The organism is Vibrio pacinii DSM 19139 (assembly GCF_000711795.1).
In the GTDB taxonomy this organism is placed as follows: domain Bacteria; phylum Pseudomonadota; class Gammaproteobacteria; order Enterobacterales; family Vibrionaceae; genus Vibrio; species Vibrio pacinii.
Map to the genome: position 1 here is coordinate 1 of NZ_JONH01000002.1, position 25,159 is coordinate 25,159.

The following is a 25,159-nucleotide window of genomic DNA, read 5'->3' on the forward strand; positions in this document are numbered from 1 at the left end:
TTCCGCATGACGCCGTAAACACGAAATTCAACGCAAACCAAAAGTGCTAAGCGTTGAGGGTCTGCTTGAATTGTTTGTTATGTTTTACCACAAATGACTGATTTATTTGGCAAAGAACTACATTATTGACCGCATTTCAAGAACCGAATCACAAGCCAAAACTCACTTGGCAGCCAAAGGCACGAAACACAAAGCACGTAAGTCCACTTCCCTGCACAATGAGGCAACCCGACAAAGGTTCAACAAGCGCCCTCTCTTTCCAACCACAGCGCAGAACAATGGCAAATTGCCGAGGCAACTGCCAAGCCGACATGCTACTTGGCAAATACGCTGAAAGCGCCTTAAAGCCAGTGAAACTTAAAACCAGCCACCACGACCTGCAAATGAAGCAACCCACGAATATTGGCATGTTTTACGGGCTAAGAAATTCAAGAATTTAGGCCGACAATGTAGATTTGCTGAGGTAACTCGAACGAATGGCTAAAGGGACAAAGAACATAGATCGAAGAAGCTTTAAGCCACTGAAATACAAGTAAACATAACGCCGCGTTAAGTAGTGAGCAACACTGCCACCTAACCTAAACCATTGTGCCGTAAACACTAAATTCAACGCAAACCAAAAATGCCTAGCGTTGCGAATCTGCCTTAAACGCCTTGTTAGTTGCCATTCTAAACCTTTGATTTTCAGTTCATTACCACTTTGCCAACACCGTTTTTGATGCGCTTTGAAAACTCAAATCAGGCGCAGTTTTAAAGCGCCTGTCACTGAAACCACTTGGAACTAGCAACGGCGTAGAAAACTGGCTAAAAAGCACCAAAATACCTTTTGGGAAGGTAATGTCACAAAGCTGACTTTCAACGAGTACATTCGCGTCTGAAACGGCAAAACAAAACCACAATGTTAAAAATCGAACGCAATTCTAGCAAGCTACACCAAAGTACAAAACCGAGCAAAATCACACGATTCATTAGCCCGAAACTTTCTGCTTTAGCCGCATTTTTACCGCTGGCAACTAACGCTGCGTTAAGTAGTGAGCAACATTGCCACTTAACCTAAACCATTGTGCCGTAAACACTAAATTCGAAGCAAACCGAAAATGCCTAGCGTTGCGAATCTGCCTTAAACGCCTTGTTAGTTGCCATTCTAAACCTTTGATTACCAGTTTATTTCCACTTTGCCAACACCGTTTTTGAGCGCTTTGAAAAACTCAAATCAGGCGCAGTTTCAAAGCACTTGTCACTGAAACCACTTGGAAGTAGCAACGCCGTAGAAAGCTAGCTAAAAGCACCAAATAGACCTTTTGGAAAGACAATGTCACAAAGCTGACTTTCAACGAGTACATTCGCGTCTGAAACGGCAAAACAAAACCACAACATTCAAAATCGAACACAATTTCAGCAAACCACACCCGGACACAAAACCGAGTACAATTGCACGATTCATTAGCCCTAAATATTCTGATTTAGCTGCGTTTTTACCGCTGGCAACTAACGCTGCATTAAGTGGTGAACAACGCGACCACCCAACCTTAAACCTTGCCACATTCAGCACTGAAGCCGACCTAGACTGAAATTGCCTAGCGTTGAGAATCCATCTTAAATGCTTTGTTAGCATTGTACTAAAAATCTCGCGATAGTTTAGAGAGCGTAAACAATTTTGTTTTTAAAACATCCATTTGTGACGGTAAATACTTACCAGACGCAGCCATCGAATTTAGAAAATCTAATATCGACTGTATCGCACGATCATCTTCAACAAAGATATACTCTATGTCATCTAACGTAAATTTTAAGAGGCAATTTTCATATGTGTAGCTATTATATTCATCCCTTTCACTTCGAAATTTCTGTGATGGTATGCAGATTCGCCCTTCAGATAAGCGCGGCACAAAACGCCACTCATTTTCAAGATAGAAGTCCTTCGCCGTTAGATAAGGTGGTGAACCAATTTCCATATAACCATCTAAAGGTTTAATCATAGATATTAAATTAAGTAATGAGTCAATATGAGTAGCTTTAGCACTTTCATCGACGAACTTTGGTTCACCTGGTTGACTTAATCGAGCTAAATTAAGTACCTTTCCCTTTAACGGAGACTGTTCGGTCAAGTACATCACTGGGTTTAACCCCGATTGTATAGCCCATTCTCGCTTCATACCTATTCCGAAGCGTCCATAGAAACTCGTATGTTCGATAATTCTTGTAAGCGGAATATCGCAAAAGCAAACCATCGGGTAAGCAACGTTTTCAAGCTGTGGGTTGTACCACCGGAAATCTTCTAGGCAATATCTTGGCCAAAAGCCAACTTGAATAATTTTCATGAGGCTATCTAAACTAGATGTAAAATGAAATAAAGTATGTGATTTTGGGTTCAAACGACCTCCAAAAATGCTAACGCCCAATTAAGGGGTGAACAACGCCTTCTCCCAAACCTAAAGCATTGTGCCATAAACACTAAATTTGAAGTAGAAGCAAAAATGCCGAGCGTTGTGAATCCCTCTTAAATTGCTTGTTATGTTTTACCACAAACACATGATTTACTTGAGAAAGAACTGCCATTTCTGACTAGTTTTCTGAACTAAACCACAAGGTAAGAACCGACTTGGCCACCAAAGGCGACCAACCAGAAACGAATAATTCCACTTCCCTGCCCAATGAGGCAACCCGACTAAGCTCCAACAAGTGCCCTTTCTTTCCAACAAAAGCGCAAAACAATATTGAATTGCCGAGGCAACTGCCAAACCGAAATGCTAATTGGCTAAGGACCTAGAAGCGACTTTGATCCAGTTAAACCCGAAGCCAATCGCCACGACCTGACAATGAAGCAACCCACGAACATTGGCATATTTTACGGGCTGAGAGATTCACGAATTTAGGCCGACAATGCGGATTTGCTGAGACAGTTCGAACGACCTGCCAAAGGGGCAAAGAACATAGATCGAAGAAGCTTTAAGCCACTGAAATACAAGTAAACATAACGCCCAATTAAGTAGCCCGAAACGCACTGGCTCGCTTTCCGCATTGCTCGGCAACGCAAAACCCGATGCAAACCAAAATCGCCGAGCGTTGAGGGTCTGCTTGAATTGCTTGTTAGGTGTGTAGCCCGAGAGTTCATCATTTCCAGCCTTGGAGCCATTTACTTTGATCTTTAAGCTCTACCCAGTTAATTGAGTACTCATTATTTGAGAGCACCGCTTCAACTTTACACACCAAAACTGAACCATCTTCATCAAACTCTACCTCTGACACAAGGAAGTGCTTTTCTCGGTTGAGAGGGCTCACCGCTGTCCACTTACTGTTGTACAACTTAGCAGGGTTAATTCTATTCATAGTTACTCCATAAAACTCTGACTTTGCCCGATTTTTACGATGTGACAATTAAGCGAGTTCACTAATCTATGATTTCTAAGAAAAAACACCTAACGCCGCGTTAAGTAGTGAGCAACACTGCCACCTGACCTAAACCATTGTGCCGTAAACACTAATTTCAAAGCAAACCGAAAATGCTAAGCGTTGCGAATCTGCCTTAAACGCCTTGTTAGTTGCCATTCTAAACCTATGATTTCCAGTTCATTTCCACTTTGCCAACACCGCTTTTGACGCGCTTTGAAAAACTCAAATCAGGCGCCGCTTCAAAGCGCCTGTCACTGAAACCACTTGGAACTTACAACGCCGTAGAATGCTGACTGAAAGCACCAAAAATACCTTTTGGAAAGGCAATGTCACAAAGCTGACTTTCAACAAGTGAATTAGCGTCTGAAACGGCAAAACAAAACCACAACATTCAAAATCGAACGCAATTCTAGCAAGCTACACCAAAGCACAAAACCGAGCAAAATTGCATTATTCATTAGCCCGAAATTTTCTGCTTTAGCTGCGTTTTTCTCACTGGCAACTAACGCCGCGTTAAGTAGTGAGCAACGCTACCACCTAACCTAAACCATTGTGCCGTAAACACTAAAGCCGATTCAAACCAAAATTGCCAAGCGTTGCGAATCTGCCTTAAACGCCTTGTTAGTTGCCATTCTAAACCTTTGATTTCCAATCCATTACCACTTTGCCAACACCGTTCTTGAGCGTTTTAAAAACTCAAATCAGGCGCAGTTTCAAAGCGACTGTCACTGAAACCACTTGGAACTAGCAACGCCGCAGAAAGCTGGCTGAAAGCCCCCAAAAAGACCTTTTGGAAAGGCAATGCCACAAAGCTGACTTTCAACGAGTAAATTAGCGTCTGAAACGGCAAAACAAAACCACAACATTAAAAATCGATCACAACTTCAGCAAACCACACTCAGATACAAAACTGAGCACAATTGCACAATTCATTAGCCTTAATTTTTCTGCTTTAGCTGCGTTTTTTCCACTGGCAACTAACGCCGCATTAAGGTGTGAGCAACGCTACCACAAAACCTAACCTTACCACAGTAAACACGAAACCCAACGATGGAATGAAAAATGCCATGCGTTGGGAATCACTCTTAAATGCTTTGTTATACAGTTTCTACTTTAATTTCTTTCAACAGTTCTTCTAAAACTTCATGGCTACTAATATGCCAAACTCGACTTGACCCACTACCCTTCATCATCTTTTGAAATGGGTCTAGTTTATTGTCGTCAACTTCAACACCTAAACTATGCAATACAAAAGATAAGAACTCCTTAATATACCAATGCATGACTCTAGTAAAAAAAGCCATATAGTGGTCAATATAAATCAAGTTGCTTTCTCTTTTGAAGTATCCATGATCTTGTCGTATTCTCTCATTTAAGTTCAAGTCATAAGCTTGAAAAAGAAAACGATTATTTTCTCTGAATGTCTTAATGCTATATCCACCGTGAATGATACGATTTCTAACTTCATTAATTTCTTTGTACCATAAGTAATTCAAACTTGATTCTGTTTCCTCAGTGTACTTTTTAAAGCCATCATCCAACCTCGTGAACTTCTTCTTTTTATCCGGATTATCATCCAAATAATCATATATCTGATAGCAAAGTTCAAAAATTGTATTTACTTTTATAAAAAAATACTCGACCGAGTTAGTAGTAAACATCTGGGTATTCAATGTGTTTGGTTTAGAACTCTCTTCAGCGTAGTCATTCTGTATTTGGACCACATTCAATGTGCAGGAAAATAGCTTGTAGAAGTTCGCTTGTAAATTTTTTGTCATCCATATGAATTCATCATTCGATGCTCGCTCTAAAGGAACATGGTAGTTAAAGTCATTCATCGGATTCTCGATCCCATCACTATTAAACATCAAACTTTCTCTCTATTTATTAACTAATGTTCGATTAAACTGTATAACGCCCAATTAAGTAGCCCGAAACGCCCTGGCTCACTTTCCGCATTCCTCGGTAACACAAAACCCGACGCAAACCAAAAGAGCTGAGCGTTGAGGGTCTGCTTGAATTGTTTGTTAGGCATTTTAGTTAAGTAGCTCGGGATGCTTTGATAAATAGTCCCATGCCCAAGGCTGAATATTAAAAGGGAAAACATCGTGGTAATGTGCCAAGTTAGAGGCTCTCCGTATTATCATTGCTGACTCAAGTTCATTGGCAATGCCATCCGAATAATTCAAAGAAATCGTGCGTGTATTTCCACGAATATACTGTGATAAGACTTGTTTCTCGCCTACGGTGAGTTGATGAAGCCTTTTCTGGTAACCCTTGAGATTAAAATACCAAGTGGCGTGCTTTGATATGAAACCATAAATAGGAAAGACAATCTCTGCCGCTAGAGTTGCAACTGAAACTAACCACACCAAGCCAATCCAAATTTGCAACGAGTTAATTGCTTCTGAAACACCTAGCTTTCCAAGAATTTCGTCACTAGCAAACAGTAAAATACTTGTAATAACGCTTAGTATAAATGCCTGCTTGCCTGACAACTTTACCCAGTCAAATATCTGCTTAGGATCAAACATAGTACCTCCAAATGCCTAACGCCCAATTAAGTAGCCCGAAACGCACTGACTAACCTTCCGCATTGCGCCCTAAACACAAAATTTAACGCAAACCAAAAGTGCTAAGCGTTGAGGGTCTGCTTGAATTGTTTGTTATGTTTTACCACAAATGACTGATTTATTTGGCAAAGAACTGCATTATTGACCGTGTTTTCTGAGCCTAATCACACGCCAAAACTCACTTGACCGCCAGATGCACGAAACACCAAGCGCGTAAGTCCACTTCCCTGCCCAATGAGGCAACCCGACAAAGGTTCAACAAGCGCCCTCTCTTTCCAACCACAGCGCAGAACAATGGCAAATTGCCGAGGCTACTGCCAAGCCGACTGTTACTTGGCAAATACGCTAAAAGCGCTCTAAAGCCAGCGAAACCTAAAACCAACCGACCCGATTTGCAAATGAAGCAACCCACGAATATTGGCATGTTTTACGGGCTGAGTGATTCATGAACTTAGACCGACAATGCGGATTTGCTGAAGTACTCGAACGAACTGCCCAAGGGACAAAGAAAATAGATCGAAGAAGCTTTAAGCCACTGAAATAAAAAGTAAACATAACGCCGCGTTAAGTAGTGAGCAACATCACCACCTGACCTAAGCCATTGTGCCATAAACACTAAATTCAAAGAAAACCAAAAATGCCTAGCGTTGCGAATCTGCCTTAAACGCCTTGTTAGTTGCCATTCTAAATCATTGATTTCCTGTCCATTTCTACTTTGCCAACACCGTTATTGAGCGTGTTGAAAAACTTAAGTCAGGCGCAGTTTTAAAGCGCCTGTCACTGAAACCACTTGGAACTAGCAACGCCGTAGAAAGCTGGCTGAAAGCACCAAATAAACCTTTTGGAAAGGTAATGTCACAAAGCTCACTTTCAACGAGTGCATTCGCGTCTGAAACGGCAAAACAAAACCACAACATTAAAAATCGAACACAACTTCAGCAAACCACACCCACATACAAAACCGAGCACAATTGCACAGTTCATTAGCCCTAAATTTTCTGCTTTAGCTACGTTTTTTCCGCTGGCAACTAACGCCGCGTTAAGTAGTGAGCAACATTACCACCTAACCTAAACCATTGTGCCGTAAACACTAAATTCAAAGCAAACTGAAAATGCCTAGCGTTGCGAATCTGCCTTAAACGCCTTGTTAGTTGCCATTCTAAACCTTTGATTTCGAATCCATTTCCACTTTGCCAACTCCGTTTTTGAGCGCTTTGAAAACTCAAATCAGGCGCAGTTTCAAAGCGCCTATCACTGAAACCACTTGGAACTTGCAACGCCGCAGAAAGCTGGCTAAAAAGCACCAAAAAGACCTTTTGGAAAGGTAATGTCACAAAGCTGACTTTCAACAAGTTAATTAGCGCCTGAAACGGCAAAACGAAACCACAACATTTAAATCGCACAAAACTTCAGCAAACTACACCAAAGCACAAAACTGAACAACGTTACACAATTCAGTTGCCTTAAACTTTCTGCTTTAGCTGCATTTTTTCCGCTGGCAACTAACGCCCAATTAAGGGGTGAACAACGCCGCCACCCAAACCTAAAGCATTGTGCCATAACACTAAATTTGAAGTAGAAGCAAAAATGCTAAGCGTTGAGAATCCCTCTTAAATTGATTGTTAACACTATTTCTTGCTTGGTTTTGCCAATGAGCTATACACCAAATCTACAAACGTTACCCCATGCCAATCCTCATCAAGTGATGGATTAATCGTGTCAGGAGTTTTGCCGAGTAACTTCTTAACGTGCTTATATGCGTTAATACGCTCCGCCAACCTAAGCATTTCGTGCTGGTGCTCAGGTGGTAACATTTTGTTTCGATACCAAGTATTAAAAATATGATCACATAGCTCTTGGTTACAAGAGAACCATTCACCTTGGCGTCGTAACCTTGCAAACTTTTTATGTAATTCAGCTTCTCGCTTGGAGCCACCAGGTTCAAGCGCACCAATTACCAACTGACCAAAAGTACCGGTTTGTAAGTTTCTCAATCGCGTCAATACATTTTTTGAGCGCCCGATTTTGACGAACAGCCCTTGGAATGGATGGGCATTTTCATATGGTCCAGCCCATGTATCAGGGACTTGAATTATGTAGTAAATACTATCAATCGTGCCAAGGCACACCTGATTAGCCCAATCTGACCAAGTTGAAATCCAGTTTTCGGCAAGCTCATAAGTCTCAAATTCTTGAGTCGTGAAATAGTATTCTCCACTGTCATAGTAAACATCAGCGACAAACTTACCATTCTGATTCTTTTTGATATTCTGAACGTTCAACGTTACTCCTAATAGTGCTAACGCCCAATTAAGGGGTGAACAACGCTACCACTCAACCTAAACCATTGTGCCATAAACACTAAATTTAAAGTAGAAGCAAAAATGCCAAGCGTTGTGAATCCCTCTTAAATTGATTGTTATATTTCAGTGCGCTATAGGTAATTTGGGCTATCCGCACCTACTCATTTGCTCTTTTCACTGGAGTCTCACCAGATCATCAGTAAGTTAAACTTAAAAGAGCGGTGGTTCTCCCAAAACATGGCAACACATTTTGAAAGTTGCTTAAATTTACTACTCATTTTGTTGATAATTTTCATACCCATAAGCTCTCCCTCCTTAGTCTGACTAGTTAAAAACCCCACAATTTCCACTAAGAGAAACTGCACCACAAAAACAGGTGGATTTGACGCAAAGTAAATCGAGGCTGCCATCATCAGTCTCAGGAGACCACCACTGAGAGACGTATTCACGTTTCGGCTTTCGACTGGAGTTTTGATATTATAACGTACTGAACTGAAAAGAAATATAACGCCGCATTAAGGTGTGAGCTGCGTTTGGCTATACTTGAGCGAAGCGAAACTGCCAAGCGTTGCGAATCACTCTTAAATGCTTTGTTAGCCTAACGTTACCACAGCTTCTTAGTTAGAAGTTTATAAGTCGGCATTGGCTCTTCAAATGTCGATGCAACAATACCGTCAAGCCGATTCTGTATTGATTGTAACTGCTTTCTAATTACATCATCTTCTTCCCAAGTGTCCCAGAAGACATCCTCGTGCTTTTGCATGCCTTCTAAATGTTTCTCGAATTCATCTTCTGACATTTGAACCCTGCCTTGGCGCTGCCAATACCGAGTGGCTAAAAGGCGAGCCGAACTAAAGATACTGTTTACAGTTTTATTCGTATCTTTAAATATCGCTTCACTATCTTCACCGTAAGTCGCCATGAATTTATACTTTAAAGTTTCAAATTTAATGAAGACTTCTCGCTTCTTTTCATAGCGCTCAAAAACAATATGCCCTCGATTAAGAAGTTCTGCTTCTTCAGGTTTTTCTCGTTCACCGACGACACGGCTTTCACCTTCACCAACAGATGCGAATGGACTACGAATAAACGCAATTGCATCCTTAATTTCAAAAAATGCAGCCAAGGTTTCTTCAGCAAGCTCGATCCTTCGCTTTCCAATAAACTCTCTTTTCCACGCCCCAACGCCTGAGACAATAGCCCAACAAGCTGAAATAACAGCTATCGTCTTACCCAATAGGGTTATTACTTCTAACATTATTATCTAAACTCCAATAGGTAGGCTAACGCCCAATTAAGGGGTGAACAACGCCTCCACCCAAACCTAAAGCATTGTGCCATAAACACTAAATTTGAAGTAGAAGCAAAAATGCCAAGCGTTGTGAATCCCTCTTAAATTGCTTGTTAACTGACTTTGGCGGAAACTTATTCTTGGTAGAAGCTTACAGAGGATGGGAGTTTACTTAGGTCAACCCGGTCATTGTGTTGGCCACTACGCCGCCTGAAATACCGATTAGGGCGGAAGATAGATGAGAATTTAGTGAGCCGGTTGTAGTGTTGGCTTTTTTCATTGTAGTCACCTTTGAAGTTGAAGTTGATAGGAAAAACACGAGTGTTATAGCCAATAATAAACAAACAACAGCGACTAGTGGACCAATTACAACAGAACCGATGGAGACCCCAGCGATAGCTGACCTAAGTAAACTCTTCACAATGTAACATAAACAACTGTTTTTGAATAGTTAATTCTAGCACGCAGTCAGTTAACGCTGCGTTAAGGTGTGACAAGCGCTTGCCATACTGTGAGCGAAGCGAAACCGGCAAGCGTTTGGAATCACCCTTAAACGCTTTGTTATACGCGTACTTCCGACCAAACTGCGAACTCATTACCGCTTGGCTCGATAAAGTGAAAACGACAGCCACCGGGAAATTCAAATATAGGACGAACGATTTCACCGCCACTTTGAACAACTTTATCCAATGTAGATTCTATATCCGCACTGTAGAAGACCAAAAGAGCACCACCAGTCTGTGTCTGGCTGCAAGAGTCTGATTTAAAGAAACCACCGCCTAAACCCTGATTGGAAAATGCTGTATATTCAGGACCATAATCAACGAAATCCCAACCAAAAACTAAAGAGAAGAATGATTTTGTTGATTCCAAATCCTTTGCGCCAAATTCAACATAATTTAGCTTTTCATGCTGATTCATTTCCTGCCCCTTTCTCATTTTACCGAAAAGCGTATAACGCCAAATTAAGGTGTGAACAACGTAAGCACCTTACCTAAACCATTGTGCCATAAACACTAAACTTACTTGAAGTGAGGGCGCCAAGCGTTGTGAATCACTCTTAAATTTCTTGTTAGTTTAACTTTTGCTCAAATAGCACGATTTAATTAAATTGAACATTTCGCACAATAAATTATACTCTTACTAGTAACCAAGTTTGGAGCTTTAACATGCATACATTAACAGCAAACGACGCTAAACGTAATTTTGGCGAACTACTTCTAAGTGCTCAACGAGAGCCAGTTAAGATCAGCAAAAACAGTAAAGATGCTGTCGTTGTAATGTCCATTCAAGATTACGAAGAGCTTGAAGCAATGAAAGCTGGTTACATTAAACATTGCTTTGAGGCTGCAAAACAAGATCTCTCGCAGGGTAATGTAGTTGATGGCGAAACATTCTTGAAGAGCCTGTAACCTAAAGTATGCAAACGAACAAATATAAGCTAAGTAAATTGGCGCAAAGCCATTTGCGCAAAATTAAAAGCTACACCGTTGCAAACTTTTCCGAATCACAATGGAATCGCTACAGAGACAACCTACTAACTGCTTTTCAAATGCTTGCTGACAATCCAGCAGTTGGCAGAAGCTGTGATGAGTTATACCCAAGCGGCTTCTACTTCCCTGTTGGCAAGCACACTGCCTACTTTACCAAAGAAGATGGCTTTATTCTGATCGTTGCCGTTCTTAGTCAATCGCAGTTGCCCCAGAATCATTTGAAATAATATCCACACCCTAGCAATTACAGTTAGGGTGCTGAACCTGATTGGTAAACTAACGCCGCATTAAGGTGTGACGCACGCTTGGCTATACTTGAGCGAAGCGAAAATGCCAAGCGTAAGGAATCACTCTTAAATGCTTTGTTAGCAGTATTTTAGGCTTGAAACTTTCGATTTCTTAGGTTGGTTGAACATACTATAGTATGTGGGATCGAAAAGACTTATTGATTCAATTTCATCTTTGAATAAAGTGATATTAAATTTCTCTAGTACTTTTTCTGGTGCAGAACTAATGTCTTCATTTTGCTCATAATGATCAAAGTAGTTTGTAGTGAAATTTAGCTTCAGATTATCTGCATCTCTATAACCACTTAAAACAGGAGTCAGCCGAATGATAGAAATATGCCCGTGCTCAAATGAAACCGAATTACAAACGCCAACATAAACCTTTCTAGATTTCAAATTAATAGACAGATATGAAAGATTTTCACCAATCTTTTTCTTCTTGTTTTTTAAGATATTTTCATAGATAACACTATCCAGCGCGTCTGACTTTAGTAGTCTCTTGGTATGCCAAGAAACTAAACTGGGAAAAGCAATGTGAATTAACTTTGATGTGCAACCAAGAAAAACAGAAAGTGCTAGTGATAGTAAAGACCAACAAAGCAGCTTTAGCTGATTAACCTCAAATCCCCACTCTTTGATGTGACGCCATTTAACATCAAAAAACTTTGTAACCTCAACTCCATAGTCTTGCATGTCAAACCATAACAAAAACGGGAATAATACAGCAAAAAAGAAGAAGCCTACCGTCGCAGTTAAGAAATATGCAACCCATCCTTCGGCTCTATTGATTCGGTATTTAAGTGGGTAATGTAACTGAGAAAAAATGAAACCTGTTGCCAGTATAAATGCAATGTAAACAACGCCCATTATGTGATTTTAATACCTCTAAACGCATCTGCCTGTGCAATGAACTTTCTCGCAGTTTCTCTATCTGATAAGTCAAAATACGGACGACCGTTGCTATCAATGCCAACCTTAAGTCCCATACTCTTCTTTTTGTCTTTATTTTCCTTTTCAGGTGCTTGAGCACTATTCGGATAGTTCATACACAATCTCCTTTACATTTATTGCTCATTTTAACACACTTCCCGAAATCTCGACACTTTCATACTGCTAACGCTGCGTTAAGTAGTGAGCAACATTACCACTTAACCTAAATCATTGTGCCGTAAACACTAAATTCAAAGCAAAACGAAAATGCCTAGCGTTGCGAATCTGCCTTAAACGCCTTGTTAGTTGCCATTCTAACCCTCTGATTTTCTATTCATTTCCACTTTGCCAACACCGTTTTTGAGCGCGTTAAAAAACTCAAATCAGGCGCAGTTTCAAAGCGCCTGTCACTGAAACCACTTGGAACTAGCAACGCCGTAGAAAGCTGGCTGAAAGCACCCAAAAAAAACCTTTTGGAAAGGCAATGTCACAAAGCTGACTTTCAACAAGTGAATTAGCGTCTGAAACGGCAAAACAAAACCACAAGATTAAAATCGAACACAATTTCAGCAAACGATACCCAGAAACAAAACCGAGCAAAATTGCACAATTCATTATCCCTAAGTTTTCTGATTTAGCTGCGTTTTATCGTTGGCAACTAACGCCCAATTAAGTTGTGAGCAACGCTGCCACCCAACTAAAACACTTCACCTTAATCACCAAACTAACTGAAACCGAAAGCGCCGAGCGTTGTGAATCAGCTTAAATTGTTTGTTAGCTTTTTTCACAAGTACCTAAGTCAAACGATGGTTTATCATTTAAGTAGGTCAGTACTATCGTTTTATTATTATGTACAAGGTACCCTTGCCATAGTTCTAGATTTTTACAATCTTTGCCATTGTAAAATGATGACCATGCAATAATTTCTGCTTTAACAGACTGAAGAGTAATCTGCTTGTAGCTAGGTGGAGACACAAGAAACGCAACGAATACGATCATAGAAATAACTGCAGCCATAGGGCGATTATCGGAATCAAACCCAAGGATTTTAGCCAATTTCAATAGGAAGCCTACCTTTGCAGTCCCAATTAATATACGGCTTAAAGGATAGCGATTGAGACTGCGAAGCAACCCTATTAACAACTGCCCTGTCATCGAAATCAGTGACATAGCCATTGCGATTAAGGTTAAAGTCGTCACCAACAAGAAAGGAATATTCACGATAGCGATAAGCAATTGAGCTTCCGTAAGCTCAATTAAGTTAAATCCCGTAATTACGTATATGTCCTTTTTTGCCAATACATTTGCAGTAACCACCAATGCCGAGAAACTTAGCGCAAATAACCACCTGAAAATAATGTATTTGTAAAGTGTCTTACCTAAAGCGTATAAATCGGTTAGAAAGCCACAAATAATGCAAACGACACTTACACCTAAAGTGTACTTCAATGCACCAATGTTAAGTCCCATTTTTTGAGTAGATGCCATTGCGAAGAAAGTAATCATCAAAAGGGACAACCCAAAGTAATACATTCTTTCAGCTACAGGCTGTTTATAAAAGCGCCTTCTTACTTTGAACCAAAACTTATGAACTTTATTAGCCACTGATTACTCCCTTGAAAAAGCTAACGCTATCTATACAACTCCAAGTAGCTCGATCCCGATTAGAACCGTTCTCTTTGTTGTATTGCACAATTTTAATGTTATCACATAAGCATATGAAACACTTACGTATAGCGGATGAGTTCATGACTGGCAGCCCACAATTAGATTGCAAAGTGTCGACTAATTCTTGAAATTAACGCTCAATCATTTAACTGTTAATTTATACAGTATAAATTACATAGAGAAAATGATGAAAAATCAGTTTATTTTGAGTGTAAAGGAACACATGCGGGTTCGCCATTATGCGAGTAAAACGATCGATGCTTATATTAGTTGGATAGTTCGCTTTATCAGCTTCAATGACAATCAGCATCCCTCTAAGTTAAATGAGGACAACGTTGAGGCCTTTCTTACTCACCTAGCCATTCATGATAAAGTCGCGGCTAAGACACAAGCTCTGGCTCTTAATGCGGTGAATTTTCTATATCGAGAGTATTTACGTACGCCTTTGAACAACGAAATGAAATTCCAGAAATCGTTGTTAGACCGCAAACTACCTGTTGTTCTGACCAAAGATGAAATGCGGCGCTTTGTTACTCACATTGATCCAAAGTACAAACTGCATATTATGCTGTTGTATGGTTCCGGATTGCGGGTCATGGAAGCGGTTCGATTAAGAGTGCATGATATCGATTACCACTACTACGCGATTAGAATTTGGCAAGGTAAAGGTGGGAAAAACAGAACAGTGACCTTAGCCAAAGAGCTCATTCCCTTGCTAAAGGAACAACAAGAGATGGCACTTCGCTACTATAAGAAAGATATCAACACATCCGGTTATGCTGGTGTTTGGCTTAATGAATCACTGCAGCGTAAGTACCAGGGATGCGAGCTTGAGTTCAACTGGCACTACCTATTTCCATCAGCTAAACTGTCTGTCGATCCTGAATCTAGCTTACTTCGCCGTCACCATATTAATGAGATAGCACTGCAGCGAGCAGTCAAACGCGCCGCCAAAGAAGCGAACATCAATAAACACGTGACGTGTCATACACTCAGACACAGCTTTGCTACGCATCTTCTAGAGTCTGGGGCAGATATCAGGACAGTACAGGAGCAGTTAGGTCACAGTGATGTTCGAACAACGCAAATTTACACACATGTGATTGATAGAGGCGCCAGTGGAGTGCTTAGCCCACTGTCGAACTTATAATAAATTTTAGGCATAAAAAAGGAGAGCCTAAGCTCTCCTTTCCTTAATCCTAAACTGCTATTTAAAGAGCAGTTTTCGCTTTTTCAACTAGAACTGCAAATGCAGCTTTGTCGAATACCGCGATGTCAGCAAGGATCTTACGGTCGATCTCGATAGATGCTTTCTTAAGACCGTTAATGAAACGGCTGTAAGATAGACCATTTTGACGAGATGCCGCGTTGATACGTGCAATCCATAGTTGACGGAATTGACGTTTCTTGTTGCGACGGTCACGGTAAGCGTATTGACCAGCTTTGGTAACTGCTTGGAAAGCTACGCGGTAAACACGTGAACGTGCTCCGTAGTAACCTTTAGCTTGTTTTAGAACTTTCTTATGACGTGCACGAGCTTGTACACCACGTTTTACGCGAGGCATTATGCTTCTCCTAAACTAAACGATTGATAAACTAAAAAGAATTAAGCGTATGGCAACATACGAGCAACTGCAGCCACTTCACAACGAGGAAGGATTGCATTTGGACGTAGTTGACGCTTGTTCTTAGTAGTACGCTTAGTCAGAATGTGACGTTTAGTAGCGTGCTTAAACTTAATACCACCAGCAGTTTTCTTAAAACGCTTAGCAGCACCTTTGTTGGTTTTCATCTTAGGCATGATGAATAACTCCGCATTGTAGAGGTTTAATAAACAACGTAATCAGGGCGAATCAAACCCCACCGCTTTCTCTTTACAAAAAGAACGGCGAGGTTAAATTACTTGCAAGCCACTAATTACTTCTTTTTAGGGGCTAACACCATGATCATCTGGCGACCTTCAATACGGCTTGGGAATGATTCAACCACAGCAAGTTCTGCAGTATCTTCTTTCAAGCGTTTTAGAACGTCGACACCGATGTCTTGGTGTGCCATTTCGCGGCCACGGAAGCGAATTGTTACCTTCACTTTGTTGCCTTCTTCAAGGAAACGCGTCAGGTTGCGTAGTTTTACCTGATAGTCTCCAATATCAGTTCCAGGACGGAATTTTACTTCCTTAATCTGAACCTGTTTTTGCTTTTTCTTCTGCTCTTTAGCAGATTTGCTCTTTTCAAAGAGGAATTTGCCGTAGTCCATCACTCGACAGACTGGCGGCTCAGCGTTTGGACTGATCTCTACAAGATCCATGCCTGCTTCTTCAGCCGCTGTGATCGCTTCTTGGATCGATACAACACCAACTGATTCACCGTCAGCGCCTGTTAATCGAACTTCACGAACGCCACGAATTTCACCGTTTAAACGGTGCGGGTTTTGTTTTACCGGCTGTTGGCCGCGTCTTCCGCCTTTAATAGCTTATTCCTCCAGATTGAGCTTACGGCTTGAAATCTCGTCTTGGATGTAAGAAATAAAATCATCCACTTTAAACTTGCCGAGATCCTTGCCTTTACGAGTTCGTACTGCAATTTCGCCAGCGTCCATCTCTTGGTCGCCACAAACGAGCATATACGGTACACGCTTCAAAGTATGTTCGCGGATTTTAAAGCCAATCTTCTCATTTCTCAAGTCTGCTTTAGCTCTAATTCCACATTTTTGTAGTTTTTGTGCAACTTCCTGAACATAATCTGACTGTTTGTCAGTGATATTCATGATTACAGCCTGTTCTGGCGATAACCAAGTTGGGAAGAAGCCATAGTACTCTTCAATTAGAATACCAATAAATCGTTCTAGTGAGCCCAGAATCGCACGGTGAATCATAACGGGCACTTGACGCTCGTTATTTTCATCAACGTAAGTGGCACCTAGACGACCTGGTAGGTTGAAATCTAACTGAACCGTACCACATTGCCATGCGCGATCAAGACAATCGTGCAGGGTAAACTCGATTTTAGGACCGTAGAACGCACCTTCACCCTCTTGAATCTCGTATGGAATGTCCATCGCTTCAAGAGATTGTTTCAATGCTTCTTCTGATTGGTCCCAGATTTCATCACTACCAACGCGCTTTTCAGGGCGAGTTGACAGTTTAACAACGATATTATCGAAACCAAAAGTTTGGTACGTATCGTAAACCATTTTAATACAGCTGGTCACTTCGTCTTGAATTTGGCTCTCAGTACAGAAGATGTGTGCATCATCTTGAGTAAAGCCACGTACGCGCATGATACCGTGTAACGCGCCTGAAGGCTCGTTACGGTGACATGAACCAAATTCTGCCATACGAAGTGGCAGGTCACGGTACGATTTCAGACCTTGATTAAAGATCTGAACATGACCAGGACAGTTCATTGGCTTTAACGCGTAGTCACGGTTCTCAGAGGCAGTGGTAAACATTGCATCTGCATACTTATCCCAGTGACCAGAACGTTCCCAAAGAACGCGATCCATAATAAGTGGACCTTTTACTTCCTGATAGTCGTATTCTGTCAGTTTCTCACGCACGAATACTTCTAGATCACGGAAGATTGACCAACCGTTATGATGCCAGAATACCATACCTGGTGCTTCTTGCTGCATGTGGAAGAGGTCAAGTTGCTTACCGATCTTACGGTGATCACGCTTGGCCGCTTCTTCTAAACGAGTTAGGTGCGCTTTTAATGCTTTTTTGTCGTGGAAAGCCGTACCGTAGATACGCTGCAACATTTTATTGTCACTGTTACCGCGCCAGTAAGCACCCGCCACGTTTAATAACGTAAAATTCTGACAAAAACCCATATGTGGTACGTGTGGTCCACGACACATATCGATGTATTCTTCATGATGATAAAGACCCGGACGATCGTCGCGTGCAACGTTCTCGTCGAGAATTTCAATCTTATAAGTTTCACCGCGAGCTTCAAATGCATCGCGTGCTTCCTGCCAGCTTACCTTTTTCTTGATAACCTGGTATTTCGTCTTAGCCAGCTCTTTCATACGCTTTTCGATCTTTTCTAGATCTTCTTGCGTTAGAGAGTGCTCAAGGTCGATGTCGTAGTAAAAACCACTATCGATGGTTGGACCAATCGCCATTTTCGCTTCAGGAAAAAGTTGCTTGATCGCGTGACCGAGCAAGTGCGCACAAGAGTGGCGAACGATTTCAAGACCATCAACCTCGTCTTTTACTGTGATGATTTCAAGACTTGCATCTTGTTCAATCAAATCACAGGCATCAACACGAGTGCCATCTACACGACCAGCGATGGTTGCTTTCGCAAGACCTGGGCCGATAGATTGAGCGACTTCAAGAGTTGAAACTGGGTTGTCATATTGACGCTGACTGCCGTCAGGAAGAGTAATAATAGGCATTTAACTGTCCTTTACAGTGGTGTTGCATACCAAGCAACACGTGTATTTAAAACGTATCTTTAACATTAAAAACAATGCGTTAAAGATAAGAAACGGTGTCCTTTTCTATGCAAATACGGATGCACAACTGAGGAACGAGCACGTATTGTAACGGATTAGTCTGAAATAACAATCAAAGTCACAGAAATGAACTAAAAAAGTCTCTTTTCACCCTAGTGGGTTGACCTTACTCTTGATTCAACCACTGATTGAGCACAGTTCTTGCCCGTGGCAATAGATCCGAGGCGAGTAAGCCGACTGCGCCTTGTTCATTCACCAATTGATCAGCGGCCACACTGTGCAGATGCACGCCAACGGTAGCCGCTGCGCAAAGTGTCATGCCTTGTGCCAACAGCGCGGCAATCATTCCTGTCAAAACATCACCCATTCCGCCTGTTGCCATGCCGGGATTTCCCGCAGGACAGACGTATGTCATCTCACCGTCGCATATCAATGTACCTGCGCCTTTCAATACCGCTACCCCACCATATTGAGCTTGCAGTGAACGCACTGCCGTATAGCGATCGGCTTCTATCTCATTGACGGTACAGCCCAACAATCGCGCTGCTTCTCCAGGATGCGGTGTGATCACTCGTAAATGGTCTTGATTTGGCTGTTGAGCGAGTAGATTCAATCCATCAGCATCAATGACTTTGGGCTTTTCAATCTGGGCGCTCACTTGAAACAACTGCTGCGCCCAGGCATCTTGTCCAAGCCCCGGGCCTAACGCGATCACATCAGCCCAATTCAAACTTTGCTCAAGCGCTTTATCTTGTTGCGACCAGGCTTGAACCATAACCTCGGGAATCCTAACCTGTATTGCCAAAACAGAGCTTGAATGACATAAGGTTTTTACCAACCCCACTCCACTGCGCATCGCCGCGCTAGAGCATAAGCTAATCGCGCCCGCATAACCTTGATTACCCCCTAAACACAGCAATCGACCGTGATGGCCCTTATGAGCGGTGGCGATACGTCGTGGCAATGCAGATAGCCATTCATAGACATCAATAAGTTTGGCAGAAGGCGTAACGCACTGTTCAAACTGGTTACGAATGTCAAGGCCTGCAAAGTGCAGCTTGCCAGTATAGGCGCGCGCCTGCCCTGTCACCATGCCTTGTTTGATACCAATAAAAGTTACCGTGTGCGCCGCGACTACTGCCATGCCTAGCACTTGGCCTGTATTGCTGCATAGCCCTGAAGGGATATCAATGGCAACAACAGGGAGTTGGAGATGGTTAACCTGTTTGATCACACTGTAAAGTGGCTCTGTCACCTGTCCAGATAAACCTGTGCCAAGTAAGGCATCAACAATCACGTCGCACTTGATTTTCGGCCAATCAAGATCTGTCACTTGCTGAATTTCTCCACCCAGATTTTGCCATTCATTCTTGGCAGTGAGTGCGTCTCCCGTGAGTTGTTCTGGCTGACCATACAGCGCAAGGGTCACAGCCAATCCATCTTGCTGTGCAAGCTTGGCAACAACAAAGCCATCTCCGCCATTATTGCCACGACCACACAAGATCAGGAGATGTTTTGCACGAGGGTAGTTAGAGCGCAATATCTGATAGGCCGAACGACCCGCGTTTAACATCAGTTGATACATCTCAACCCCAGCGAGTTGTGCGGCTTGCCGCTCGCCCTGTTGGACTTGCTGAGCAGTAAAGAGTAACGAAGAGAAGGTGTTTGTCATAATGTGTCTCACCCTTGTTGAGCCTTACTAAAGCATAAACAATTACGCCAAGGATTACCTTGGCGTAATAAGCAAAATGGGGTTTCACAAAGATTATGCTGAGGTACGTGACACTAACGCTTCAGCCGTCGCATCTTGAATCGACAAAAACAATGACCGAATCTCACCCGTTGGCGTACGCATTGGGTTGAGTGTGATGTTTTGATACATAAAGTCTGCTTGCTGAGTGACGGGGCGAACATTGCGACACTTGAATAAATAAGGCCGTTGCTGCCAAGTAATGAAACTGCGACAACCTAAGTCGTACACAGGTTTCGTTTTCAGCTTAAACCACTCGCGGGGGATCTCGGGAAAGAGTTCAAACAGTGGTTTACCAATGGCGTCATGCGCTTGAATACCACTATGGTGAGTCATAAAGCCATTCCACACTTGCACATTGTGATCTCGATCTAGCACGACTAAACCTAAATCAACATTCTGCACCATATCCACCATCCAGTGGAACTGCTCAAACTCAGCAGGAAGATTAATCATTAGAAGTCCTCCATCAGATAGGCCAACTTGTTATCCAACAAAGGCAAAGATTCATCAACAAACATAAACAATAAATCACAACGAATAGACGTACCGTCAATGTTGTAGCTTACCTCGAAAGTCATGGTTTTCTTAAACGAACCGGAAGTGGATGAAATCACCGAATCAATCGAAATATGCTGGCCAAGCAACACCGGCGAGCTCTGGAAGAAGCGGACTTCTGATTGCTCCCCTAAGCCATTTAAAAACGAACCGACCAAAATATTCGACACATCCATAAGTAGTTCAAGCTCTTCAAGCTCTTCGCTATCGGCAGGTACTTTCATCAATTTTTTTAAATCACTGACACTGGAATCGCTCAGTAATACTAATGCTTCCCCTGCGATCCCCTCGCCACTAAAACCTTGGCAGACGCCTGAGACTTGATCGTTTTCGGCCAAATCACGCAGCGCCATGTGCAGCTCACTGACCTCAAATATATTCACGTTCGGCAACGGAAGGTGAACAAAAACATCGAAATGCCTCGCCAAAGCATCCGCGGCTCGCCCGATGGATACGTTGGCGACCTCCATATAGACGTCACGACGACGCAATATCGGTAATTCAAGACTGGTCGGGGTAATGATTTGTGGCTGAGTAACAGGTTCGATCAATTCTTTGAGCGTCTTGTTGAGTAGCTCTTTGTCAATCGGCTTCTGGATGAAAGCTTTTGCCCCTAACTCCATCACACGTTGTTTGGCTTTGGGCTGAATATCGCCAGAAACAACGATGACCGGAATGTCGATTCCCTTGTTACCAATCGCCTCTAGGGTACCAAAACCGTCAAGTTCAGGCATAGTCAGATCAAGAAACAGCAGTTTGAAGGTATGATTTTCTAGCTGTTCGAGTGCATCAAGCCCATGTACGGCAAAGGTAATATCGGCATTTAGCGAAGCGGGTATTGAGCGCGCCATCTGCTTTCTAGCTAAAGCGGAGTCATCGCATATAAGTACTGGAAATGACATGCGTACGTCTACTCCTCTTGGGGTAAAGGGTGAGTGAATAAAAAGAAGCACAAATACCCGGACATTTTGTCTCGACAATCATTGGCTCTTCTATATCAATGTAGCAGATCAAGAACAGGCTGGTAGCTTTACCCACCGTAATCACGATTACAATGGTTTAAATGAACAAAAAACGCGCAGTATAATGCATGGCGGTACAAAAAAGCCCTCGAACGAAGAGGGCTTTATTAGCAAGTGGATGTGAGTAATTAACTTGCCATACGCAAGAGGGATTTACCAATCAACCATTCAAGTTCTTTGCCACTTGATGGCCCAAACTTCGCCTCTGTAATCGTGTACAAACGTTCAACGCCATTACGGGCAAATTCGTGAGTACTCTTTGACGTTACGATATGATGGAAAAGCAAGCGCAAAATAGCGCAGAACTCTTCATTATCTAATGCCGCAACCCAACTTGCAGAAAACGCTTCAACGTCTTGCTCAAAGTCGACGTGCTCGACAAACATCTTGAAGATACGTTCATCGAGAGCGGCGGTAAAATCGGTTTTTTTAGGAAAGTGGTGGCTGATCCCGGTGCGCGAAATCCCCGTTTGCTGGCTGAGTGTTGTGTATGACATCTTGTCATAACCTAGACGCAAAAGTTGATCTACGACCGCATCCATGATTTTCTGAATCGTGATTTCGGTATCTTCTTTACTACGCTTTGGCATGTGCAGGCTCTTCTCTCTGTCGATCTGTGTAGCCCATTTACGGGCCAAAAAATTACGCCTTACAGAGCTTAGTGACTAGTGTAAAACCGAAACAACACAGGCGTAAAGCTAACGAGCAGCAACCCGAGAAATCGTTCCGTTCCGCAAAAAGTAGTCCAAGCTCTTACTAACTAAACACTCGATATGTTTCGCTAGGGTAACAAGGCATTTTGTTTTTATATATTTAATTATTGAGCCATCGATAATGTAATAAAATTTTGACCCTTACAACGAAAGGAACACCGTTCTGACGCAAAATAAATATGAATTTTCGTCATTTATTGACACAAGTCACAGTTAAATGATAATCGTTATCAATATTTTGCTTAATTAGCAATCGCTTGTTAACAATTATTCGCTATATGACGGAATTTTGTCGCTACGGTGATAGCGCTAGATCGCAAAGCGCATAATCGTTACTATAGCCACATAATTTGTAAGAGGATAGATGAGATGAGCACTGAACAAGATCAAGTCTGCGAAGCTTGTGGCTGCGCAGGTGAAATAGGCTTTATTATCAAAGAAGGCGATGAAGTCGCCGAAGTGATGATTTTCGCTGAAGGTAAAGAACTGCTTGAAACTGAGCTGAACAAATACATCGATTTGGCTAAGCAGGTATCTGCAACGGTCGAATACGACATCACCCCTATCGAACAAGGTTCGACTGAGCTAACAGCGCGCTTTAAGTTCGATGTGAGTGCTGAAAAACTCATTTTTGAACTCAAAACACGTTCACTGGCTCGCTAAAGGGGCTCAGTTATCGTCGACAAACGGGCGCTTGTGCCCGTTTTCTTTATCTCATTGATTATATTGTTTGACCTTCAGCAACGGGTCACTAAGATTAATTCATCTACCCCTACTTCTGCCTACTATGCGTTCTGTACTCTGCTCACTGATGTTATTGCTATTCAGCGCAAGCTCATATGCTCAACCGCTTGATCAATTTCGAATTCTCAATCATCTCGATAACTATGGCAATCTCGATCTGCGCAACAAACCTTACACTGAACTGCCTGCAGGCTTAGTCATCAAGGGCAATTTGAATATCGCAAAGACGCAAATAAAAACACTGCCGCAAGAGCTCGATATTCAAGGCAGTCTCAATGCCTCTAACAGTGGTCTTGCTCGGATATCTAAAGGGGTCAATATTAAAGGTTTTGCCAATCTCTTAGGCTCTCAAATTACTCGCTGGCCACGAGGTGTGAAAGTGGGAGGCTATATCAATCTTACCGATACTCCATTAACTAGCCTGCCAGCAAGACTGAGAGTCAAAGGCGATTTAAGCGTGATGAGAACCCCTCTCGAGAGCCTACCTGAAGGATTGATTGTTGAAGGCAGCTTGTTTATTGGGGGATCACAGATCCGCGAGTTCCCTGATACCATGACGGTCAATGGCAACATATTCCTTGGTGGTAACCGCATTTCGAAGTGGCCAACCAACTTAACACTCGGTGGCGCTGTCGCCCCTTAATCTTTGATGCCACATAGCAAAAAGCCTTACATGAGGGTAAGGCTTTTTGTGGATGGTGCGTTTATAAGCACTTCGCTTAAGGGCGGTTTTTCACTGGATTGGCATAGCTTGCCACCAAATAAGGCTGCACTTCTTGTGGCAGAGCGTTTAGCTTAGCAGCGAAATCCGCCTTCACCTGCTCATCAACCTGTTCATTACCTGCCGCCAACTCATTGATTGGGAATAGCTTGTAATTGGCGTGGATCTGGCGATCAATTTCTTGCGCGAGTTGTTCTGGCGTCTCGAAGTCTTGCTCAATGACATCACCAAACGCGACATGAACATGACCTTTGTCACCAATAATACCTTGGATGATACTTTGAATATCTTCAAACTCACCTTTTTCGTAGCGGCCTAACGACTCTTTAGCATGTAACTCGGTCGCTTTCGCCAAATCACAAGGGTCATTTTCATACGAAATGGCTACTGGCACTATCTTAAGTGTTTTAATGTAGTCAGAAAACGATGCTTTTTGTTTACGCCCTTCGACATGAAACATCTTTAAGATCGCGGGATCGGTAAAGTCATTGCCATCTTTTGCTCGCCCCTCTTTTTGCGCAATCCAGATTGAATGACCCGTGTCGAGTGAGTGTTTTATATAAGCAGAGAGCGTTCCCAATGCTTTCATCATCTCACGTGGGCCTTTCGCTGAACGCTTAACAATAAAGCTTTTGTTGAGCCTCATTAATTCGCTAGCACACGGCTTCTTGAGCAGGTTATCGCCAATCGCAATTCGCACAGTTTTGTGACCGCTTTTAAATAAGCCATAGTTAACCAGTGCTGGATCCATCGCAATATCACGGTGATTAGAGATAAAAAGATAGGCTTGATTCGGGTCGAGGTTGTCTAACCCGCTATAAGTGACGCCCTTAGTCGTAGTTTTTAGCGTTTGTTCAAGGTACTTCTTTACCTCAATCTGAATCGCTTCAACAGAGTTGAGCTTGGACCACTTCATTTTCAAATAAACTTTGACCATCGGCGACATCAATGTGCGAAACCAGCCTGAATGGTTAGAAAAACGGTGCTTCAAAATAGCGCTAATGAACTCTTCGTCATTAACAAGGCGGTCAATTGCCGCTGGAATTTCGTCGTCATTATAAGGACGAATCTCAATAAATGGATCGCTGTTTGTCGTCATTTTGTAATACATTAGGTAGAAATCGACCCCATTCTACGCATAGAAAGGCGTCTTGGCAGCTACCCTTTTCGCAGAATCGTTAAGGTCAGACCAGAAATATTATTAGAATTTGCGCGTCTAATGGCACAAAGTTGGCTTTTTTTCCAAGAAACG

Annotated in this window: 25 protein-coding genes and 1 other RNA gene; 5 read left to right on the plus strand and 21 right to left on the minus strand. The window is 42.4% G+C overall.

What is annotated here, in order from left to right; genetic code table 11:
• Positions 1-1,619 precede the first annotated feature (1,619 nt).
• The 9 genes from BS19_RS02230 to BS19_RS02280 form a co-directional block, all read right to left on the minus strand.
• On the minus strand, positions 1,620-2,321 hold the full coding sequence (locus BS19_RS02230; protein ID WP_051686473.1) for an abortive infection system antitoxin AbiGi family protein: 702 nt from the start codon (positions 2,319-2,321) through the stop codon (positions 1,620-1,622).
• A gap of 793 nt (positions 2,322-3,114) precedes the next feature.
• A complete protein-coding gene (locus tag BS19_RS02235) occupies positions 3,115-3,330 on the minus strand; it encodes a TIGR02450 family Trp-rich protein (RefSeq protein ID WP_038173084.1) in 216 nt (71 codons plus the stop codon).
• 1,160 nt (positions 3,331-4,490) lie between these two features.
• Positions 4,491-5,261, minus strand: coding sequence for a hypothetical protein (locus tag BS19_RS02245; RefSeq protein WP_038173085.1), 771 nt, complete (start codon positions 5,259-5,261; stop codon positions 4,491-4,493).
• A gap of 168 nt (positions 5,262-5,429) precedes the next feature.
• On the minus strand, positions 5,430-5,927 hold the full coding sequence (locus tag BS19_RS19590) for a superinfection exclusion B family protein (protein ID WP_051686474.1): 498 nt from the start codon (positions 5,925-5,927) through the stop codon (positions 5,430-5,432).
• 1,067 nt (positions 5,928-6,994) lie between these two features.
• Positions 6,995-7,318 carry a hypothetical protein gene (locus tag BS19_RS20350; RefSeq protein ID WP_169738999.1) on the minus strand — a complete coding sequence of 108 codons (324 nt, stop codon included), beginning with the start codon at positions 7,316-7,318 and terminating at the stop codon, positions 6,995-6,997.
• A gap of 276 nt (positions 7,319-7,594) precedes the next feature.
• Positions 7,595-8,248, minus strand: a complete 654-nt coding sequence (locus BS19_RS02265; RefSeq protein ID WP_038173087.1) for a GIY-YIG nuclease family protein — start codon at positions 8,246-8,248, stop codon at positions 7,595-7,597.
• A gap of 418 nt (positions 8,249-8,666) precedes the next feature.
• Positions 8,667-8,727: hammerhead ribozyme type II (locus tag BS19_RS19720), an RNA gene on the minus strand.
• Positions 8,728-8,873: 146 nt separating this feature from the next.
• Entirely contained in the window at positions 8,874-9,527 is a 654-nt protein-coding gene (locus BS19_RS02275; protein ID WP_038173091.1) for a hypothetical protein, read from the minus strand.
• A gap of 594 nt (positions 9,528-10,121) precedes the next feature.
• Positions 10,122-10,481: a VOC family protein gene (locus tag BS19_RS02280; protein WP_038173092.1), complete on the minus strand. Its 360-nt coding sequence runs from the start codon at positions 10,479-10,481 to the stop codon at positions 10,122-10,124.
• A 248-nt stretch (positions 10,482-10,729) separates the two neighbouring features.
• On the opposite strand from BS19_RS02280, the gene BS19_RS02285 reads away from it, so the two are divergent.
• Together BS19_RS02285 and BS19_RS02290 are read left to right on the plus strand one after the other, a co-directional pair.
• Complete coding sequence (locus BS19_RS02285) at positions 10,730-10,972, plus strand: type II toxin-antitoxin system Phd/YefM family antitoxin (protein WP_038173093.1); 243 nt, start codon at positions 10,730-10,732, stop codon at positions 10,970-10,972.
• Between the two features lie 8 nt (positions 10,973-10,980).
• Positions 10,981-11,280, plus strand: a complete 300-nt coding sequence (locus tag BS19_RS02290; protein ID WP_038173094.1) for a type II toxin-antitoxin system RelE/ParE family toxin — start codon at positions 10,981-10,983, stop codon at positions 11,278-11,280.
• Positions 11,281-11,418: 138 nt separating this feature from the next.
• Here BS19_RS02290 and BS19_RS19595 read toward each other — a convergent pair whose 3' ends face one another.
• From BS19_RS19595 to BS19_RS02305, 3 genes are all read right to left on the minus strand, one after another.
• Positions 11,419-12,207, minus strand: coding sequence for a hypothetical protein (locus tag BS19_RS19595; protein ID WP_051686475.1), 789 nt, complete (start codon positions 12,205-12,207; stop codon positions 11,419-11,421).
• Positions 12,207-12,386, minus strand: a complete 180-nt coding sequence (locus BS19_RS02300; RefSeq protein ID WP_038173095.1) for a hypothetical protein — start codon at positions 12,384-12,386, stop codon at positions 12,207-12,209. The genes BS19_RS19595 and BS19_RS02300 overlap by 1 nt, the downstream gene beginning before the upstream one ends.
• A 658-nt stretch (positions 12,387-13,044) precedes the next feature.
• A complete protein-coding gene (locus BS19_RS02305) occupies positions 13,045-13,875 on the minus strand; it encodes a hypothetical protein (RefSeq protein ID WP_038173096.1) in 831 nt (276 codons plus the stop codon).
• 250 nt (positions 13,876-14,125) lie between these two features.
• Here BS19_RS02305 and BS19_RS02310 point away from each other — a divergent pair, with 250 nt between their 5' ends.
• Entirely contained in the window at positions 14,126-15,088 is a 963-nt protein-coding gene (locus BS19_RS02310; RefSeq protein ID WP_038173097.1) for an integron integrase, read from the plus strand.
• 61 nt (positions 15,089-15,149) lie between these two features.
• On the opposite strand, the gene rplT is transcribed toward BS19_RS02310, so the two are convergent.
• The 8 genes from rplT to BS19_RS02350 all read right to left on the minus strand — a co-directional run bounded on the left by rplT (position 15,150) and on the right by BS19_RS02350 (position 22,319).
• The gene (gene rplT / locus BS19_RS02315) at positions 15,150-15,503 is read right to left on the minus strand and encodes a 50S ribosomal protein L20 (RefSeq protein ID WP_009602381.1); all 354 of its coding nucleotides are present in this window, start codon (positions 15,501-15,503) and stop codon (positions 15,150-15,152) included.
• Between the two features lie 41 nt (positions 15,504-15,544).
• The gene (gene rpmI / locus BS19_RS02320) at positions 15,545-15,739 is read right to left on the minus strand and encodes a 50S ribosomal protein L35 (protein ID WP_038173098.1); all 195 of its coding nucleotides are present in this window, start codon (positions 15,737-15,739) and stop codon (positions 15,545-15,547) included.
• A 116-nt stretch (positions 15,740-15,855) separates the two neighbouring features.
• Positions 15,856-16,407, minus strand: coding sequence for a translation initiation factor IF-3 (gene infC / locus BS19_RS02325; protein WP_084185927.1), 552 nt, complete (start codon positions 16,405-16,407; stop codon positions 15,856-15,858).
• Positions 16,408-16,410: 3 nt separating this feature from the next.
• The gene (thrS, locus tag BS19_RS02330; protein ID WP_038173101.1) at positions 16,411-18,339 is read right to left on the minus strand and encodes a threonine--tRNA ligase; all 1,929 of its coding nucleotides are present in this window, start codon (positions 18,337-18,339) and stop codon (positions 16,411-16,413) included.
• Positions 18,340-18,565: 226 nt separating this feature from the next.
• The gene (locus tag BS19_RS02335) at positions 18,566-20,071 is read right to left on the minus strand and encodes a bifunctional ADP-dependent NAD(P)H-hydrate dehydratase/NAD(P)H-hydrate epimerase (protein ID WP_038173102.1); all 1,506 of its coding nucleotides are present in this window, start codon (positions 20,069-20,071) and stop codon (positions 18,566-18,568) included.
• 93 nt (positions 20,072-20,164) lie between these two features.
• A complete protein-coding gene (locus BS19_RS02340; protein WP_038173103.1) occupies positions 20,165-20,605 on the minus strand; it encodes a PAS domain-containing protein in 441 nt (146 codons plus the stop codon).
• Complete coding sequence (locus tag BS19_RS02345) at positions 20,605-21,609, minus strand: response regulator (RefSeq protein WP_038173105.1); 1,005 nt, start codon at positions 21,607-21,609, stop codon at positions 20,605-20,607. The genes BS19_RS02340 and BS19_RS02345 overlap by 1 nt, the downstream gene beginning before the upstream one ends.
• A 248-nt stretch (positions 21,610-21,857) precedes the next feature.
• Positions 21,858-22,319, minus strand: coding sequence for a TetR/AcrR family transcriptional regulator (locus BS19_RS02350; protein WP_038173106.1), 462 nt, complete (start codon positions 22,317-22,319; stop codon positions 21,858-21,860).
• Positions 22,320-22,811: 492 nt separating this feature from the next.
• On the opposite strand from BS19_RS02350, the gene BS19_RS02355 reads away from it, so the two are divergent.
• Together BS19_RS02355 and BS19_RS02360 are read left to right on the plus strand one after the other, a co-directional pair.
• Positions 22,812-23,105 (plus strand): YfcZ/YiiS family protein, encoded by a 294-nt coding sequence (locus BS19_RS02355; protein WP_038173107.1) that lies wholly within the window; start codon positions 22,812-22,814, stop codon positions 23,103-23,105.
• A gap of 124 nt (positions 23,106-23,229) precedes the next feature.
• Positions 23,230-23,829 carry a hypothetical protein gene (locus BS19_RS02360; protein ID WP_038173108.1) on the plus strand — a complete coding sequence of 200 codons (600 nt, stop codon included), beginning with the start codon at positions 23,230-23,232 and terminating at the stop codon, positions 23,827-23,829.
• A gap of 76 nt (positions 23,830-23,905) precedes the next feature.
• Here the strand turns inward: BS19_RS02360 and BS19_RS02365 are convergent, their stop codons facing one another.
• Positions 23,906-25,006: a lysophospholipid acyltransferase family protein gene (locus BS19_RS02365; RefSeq protein ID WP_038173109.1), complete on the minus strand. Its 1,101-nt coding sequence runs from the start codon at positions 25,004-25,006 to the stop codon at positions 23,906-23,908.
• Positions 25,007-25,159 lie beyond the last annotated feature (153 nt).

Coding starts and splice junctions, on each gene's coding strand:
- BS19_RS02310 (WP_038173097.1), top strand. CDS start 14,126: ATGAAAAATCAGTTTATTTTGAGTGTAAAGGAACACATGCGGGTTCGC.
- BS19_RS02245 (WP_038173085.1), bottom strand. CDS start 5,261: ATGTTTAATAGTGATGGGATCGAGAATCCGATGAATGACTTTAACTAC.
- BS19_RS02350 (WP_038173106.1), bottom strand. CDS start 22,319: ATGCCAAAGCGTAGTAAAGAAGATACCGAAATCACGATTCAGAAAATC.
- rplT (WP_009602381.1), bottom strand. CDS start 15,503: ATGCCTCGCGTAAAACGTGGTGTACAAGCTCGTGCACGTCATAAGAAA.
- BS19_RS02275 (WP_038173091.1), bottom strand. CDS start 9,527: ATGTTAGAAGTAATAACCCTATTGGGTAAGACGATAGCTGTTATTTCA.
- BS19_RS02365 (WP_038173109.1), bottom strand. CDS start 25,006: ATGACGACAAACAGCGATCCATTTATTGAGATTCGTCCTTATAATGAC.
- BS19_RS02230 (WP_051686473.1), bottom strand. CDS start 2,321: ATGAAAATTATTCAAGTTGGCTTTTGGCCAAGATATTGCCTAGAAGAT.
- BS19_RS02360 (WP_038173108.1), top strand. CDS start 23,230: ATGCGTTCTGTACTCTGCTCACTGATGTTATTGCTATTCAGCGCAAGC.
- rpmI (WP_038173098.1), bottom strand. CDS start 15,739: ATGCCTAAGATGAAAACCAACAAAGGTGCTGCTAAGCGTTTTAAGAAA.
- BS19_RS02300 (WP_038173095.1), bottom strand. CDS start 12,386: ATGAACTATCCGAATAGTGCTCAAGCACCTGAAAAGGAAAATAAAGAC.
- BS19_RS02280 (WP_038173092.1), bottom strand. CDS start 10,481: ATGAATCAGCATGAAAAGCTAAATTATGTTGAATTTGGCGCAAAGGAT.
- BS19_RS02340 (WP_038173103.1), bottom strand. CDS start 20,605: ATGATTAATCTTCCTGCTGAGTTTGAGCAGTTCCACTGGATGGTGGAT.
- BS19_RS19595 (WP_051686475.1), bottom strand. CDS start 12,207: ATGGGCGTTGTTTACATTGCATTTATACTGGCAACAGGTTTCATTTTT.
- thrS (WP_038173101.1), bottom strand. CDS start 18,339: ATGCCTATTATTACTCTTCCTGACGGCAGTCAGCGTCAATATGACAAC.
- BS19_RS02355 (WP_038173107.1), top strand. CDS start 22,812: ATGAGCACTGAACAAGATCAAGTCTGCGAAGCTTGTGGCTGCGCAGGT.
- BS19_RS02235 (WP_038173084.1), bottom strand. CDS start 3,330: ATGAATAGAATTAACCCTGCTAAGTTGTACAACAGTAAGTGGACAGCG.
- BS19_RS02285 (WP_038173093.1), top strand. CDS start 10,730: ATGCATACATTAACAGCAAACGACGCTAAACGTAATTTTGGCGAACTA.
- BS19_RS02290 (WP_038173094.1), top strand. CDS start 10,981: ATGCAAACGAACAAATATAAGCTAAGTAAATTGGCGCAAAGCCATTTG.
- BS19_RS02335 (WP_038173102.1), bottom strand. CDS start 20,071: ATGACAAACACCTTCTCTTCGTTACTCTTTACTGCTCAGCAAGTCCAA.
- BS19_RS19590 (WP_051686474.1), bottom strand. CDS start 5,927: ATGTTTGATCCTAAGCAGATATTTGACTGGGTAAAGTTGTCAGGCAAG.
- BS19_RS02345 (WP_038173105.1), bottom strand. CDS start 21,609: ATGTCATTTCCAGTACTTATATGCGATGACTCCGCTTTAGCTAGAAAG.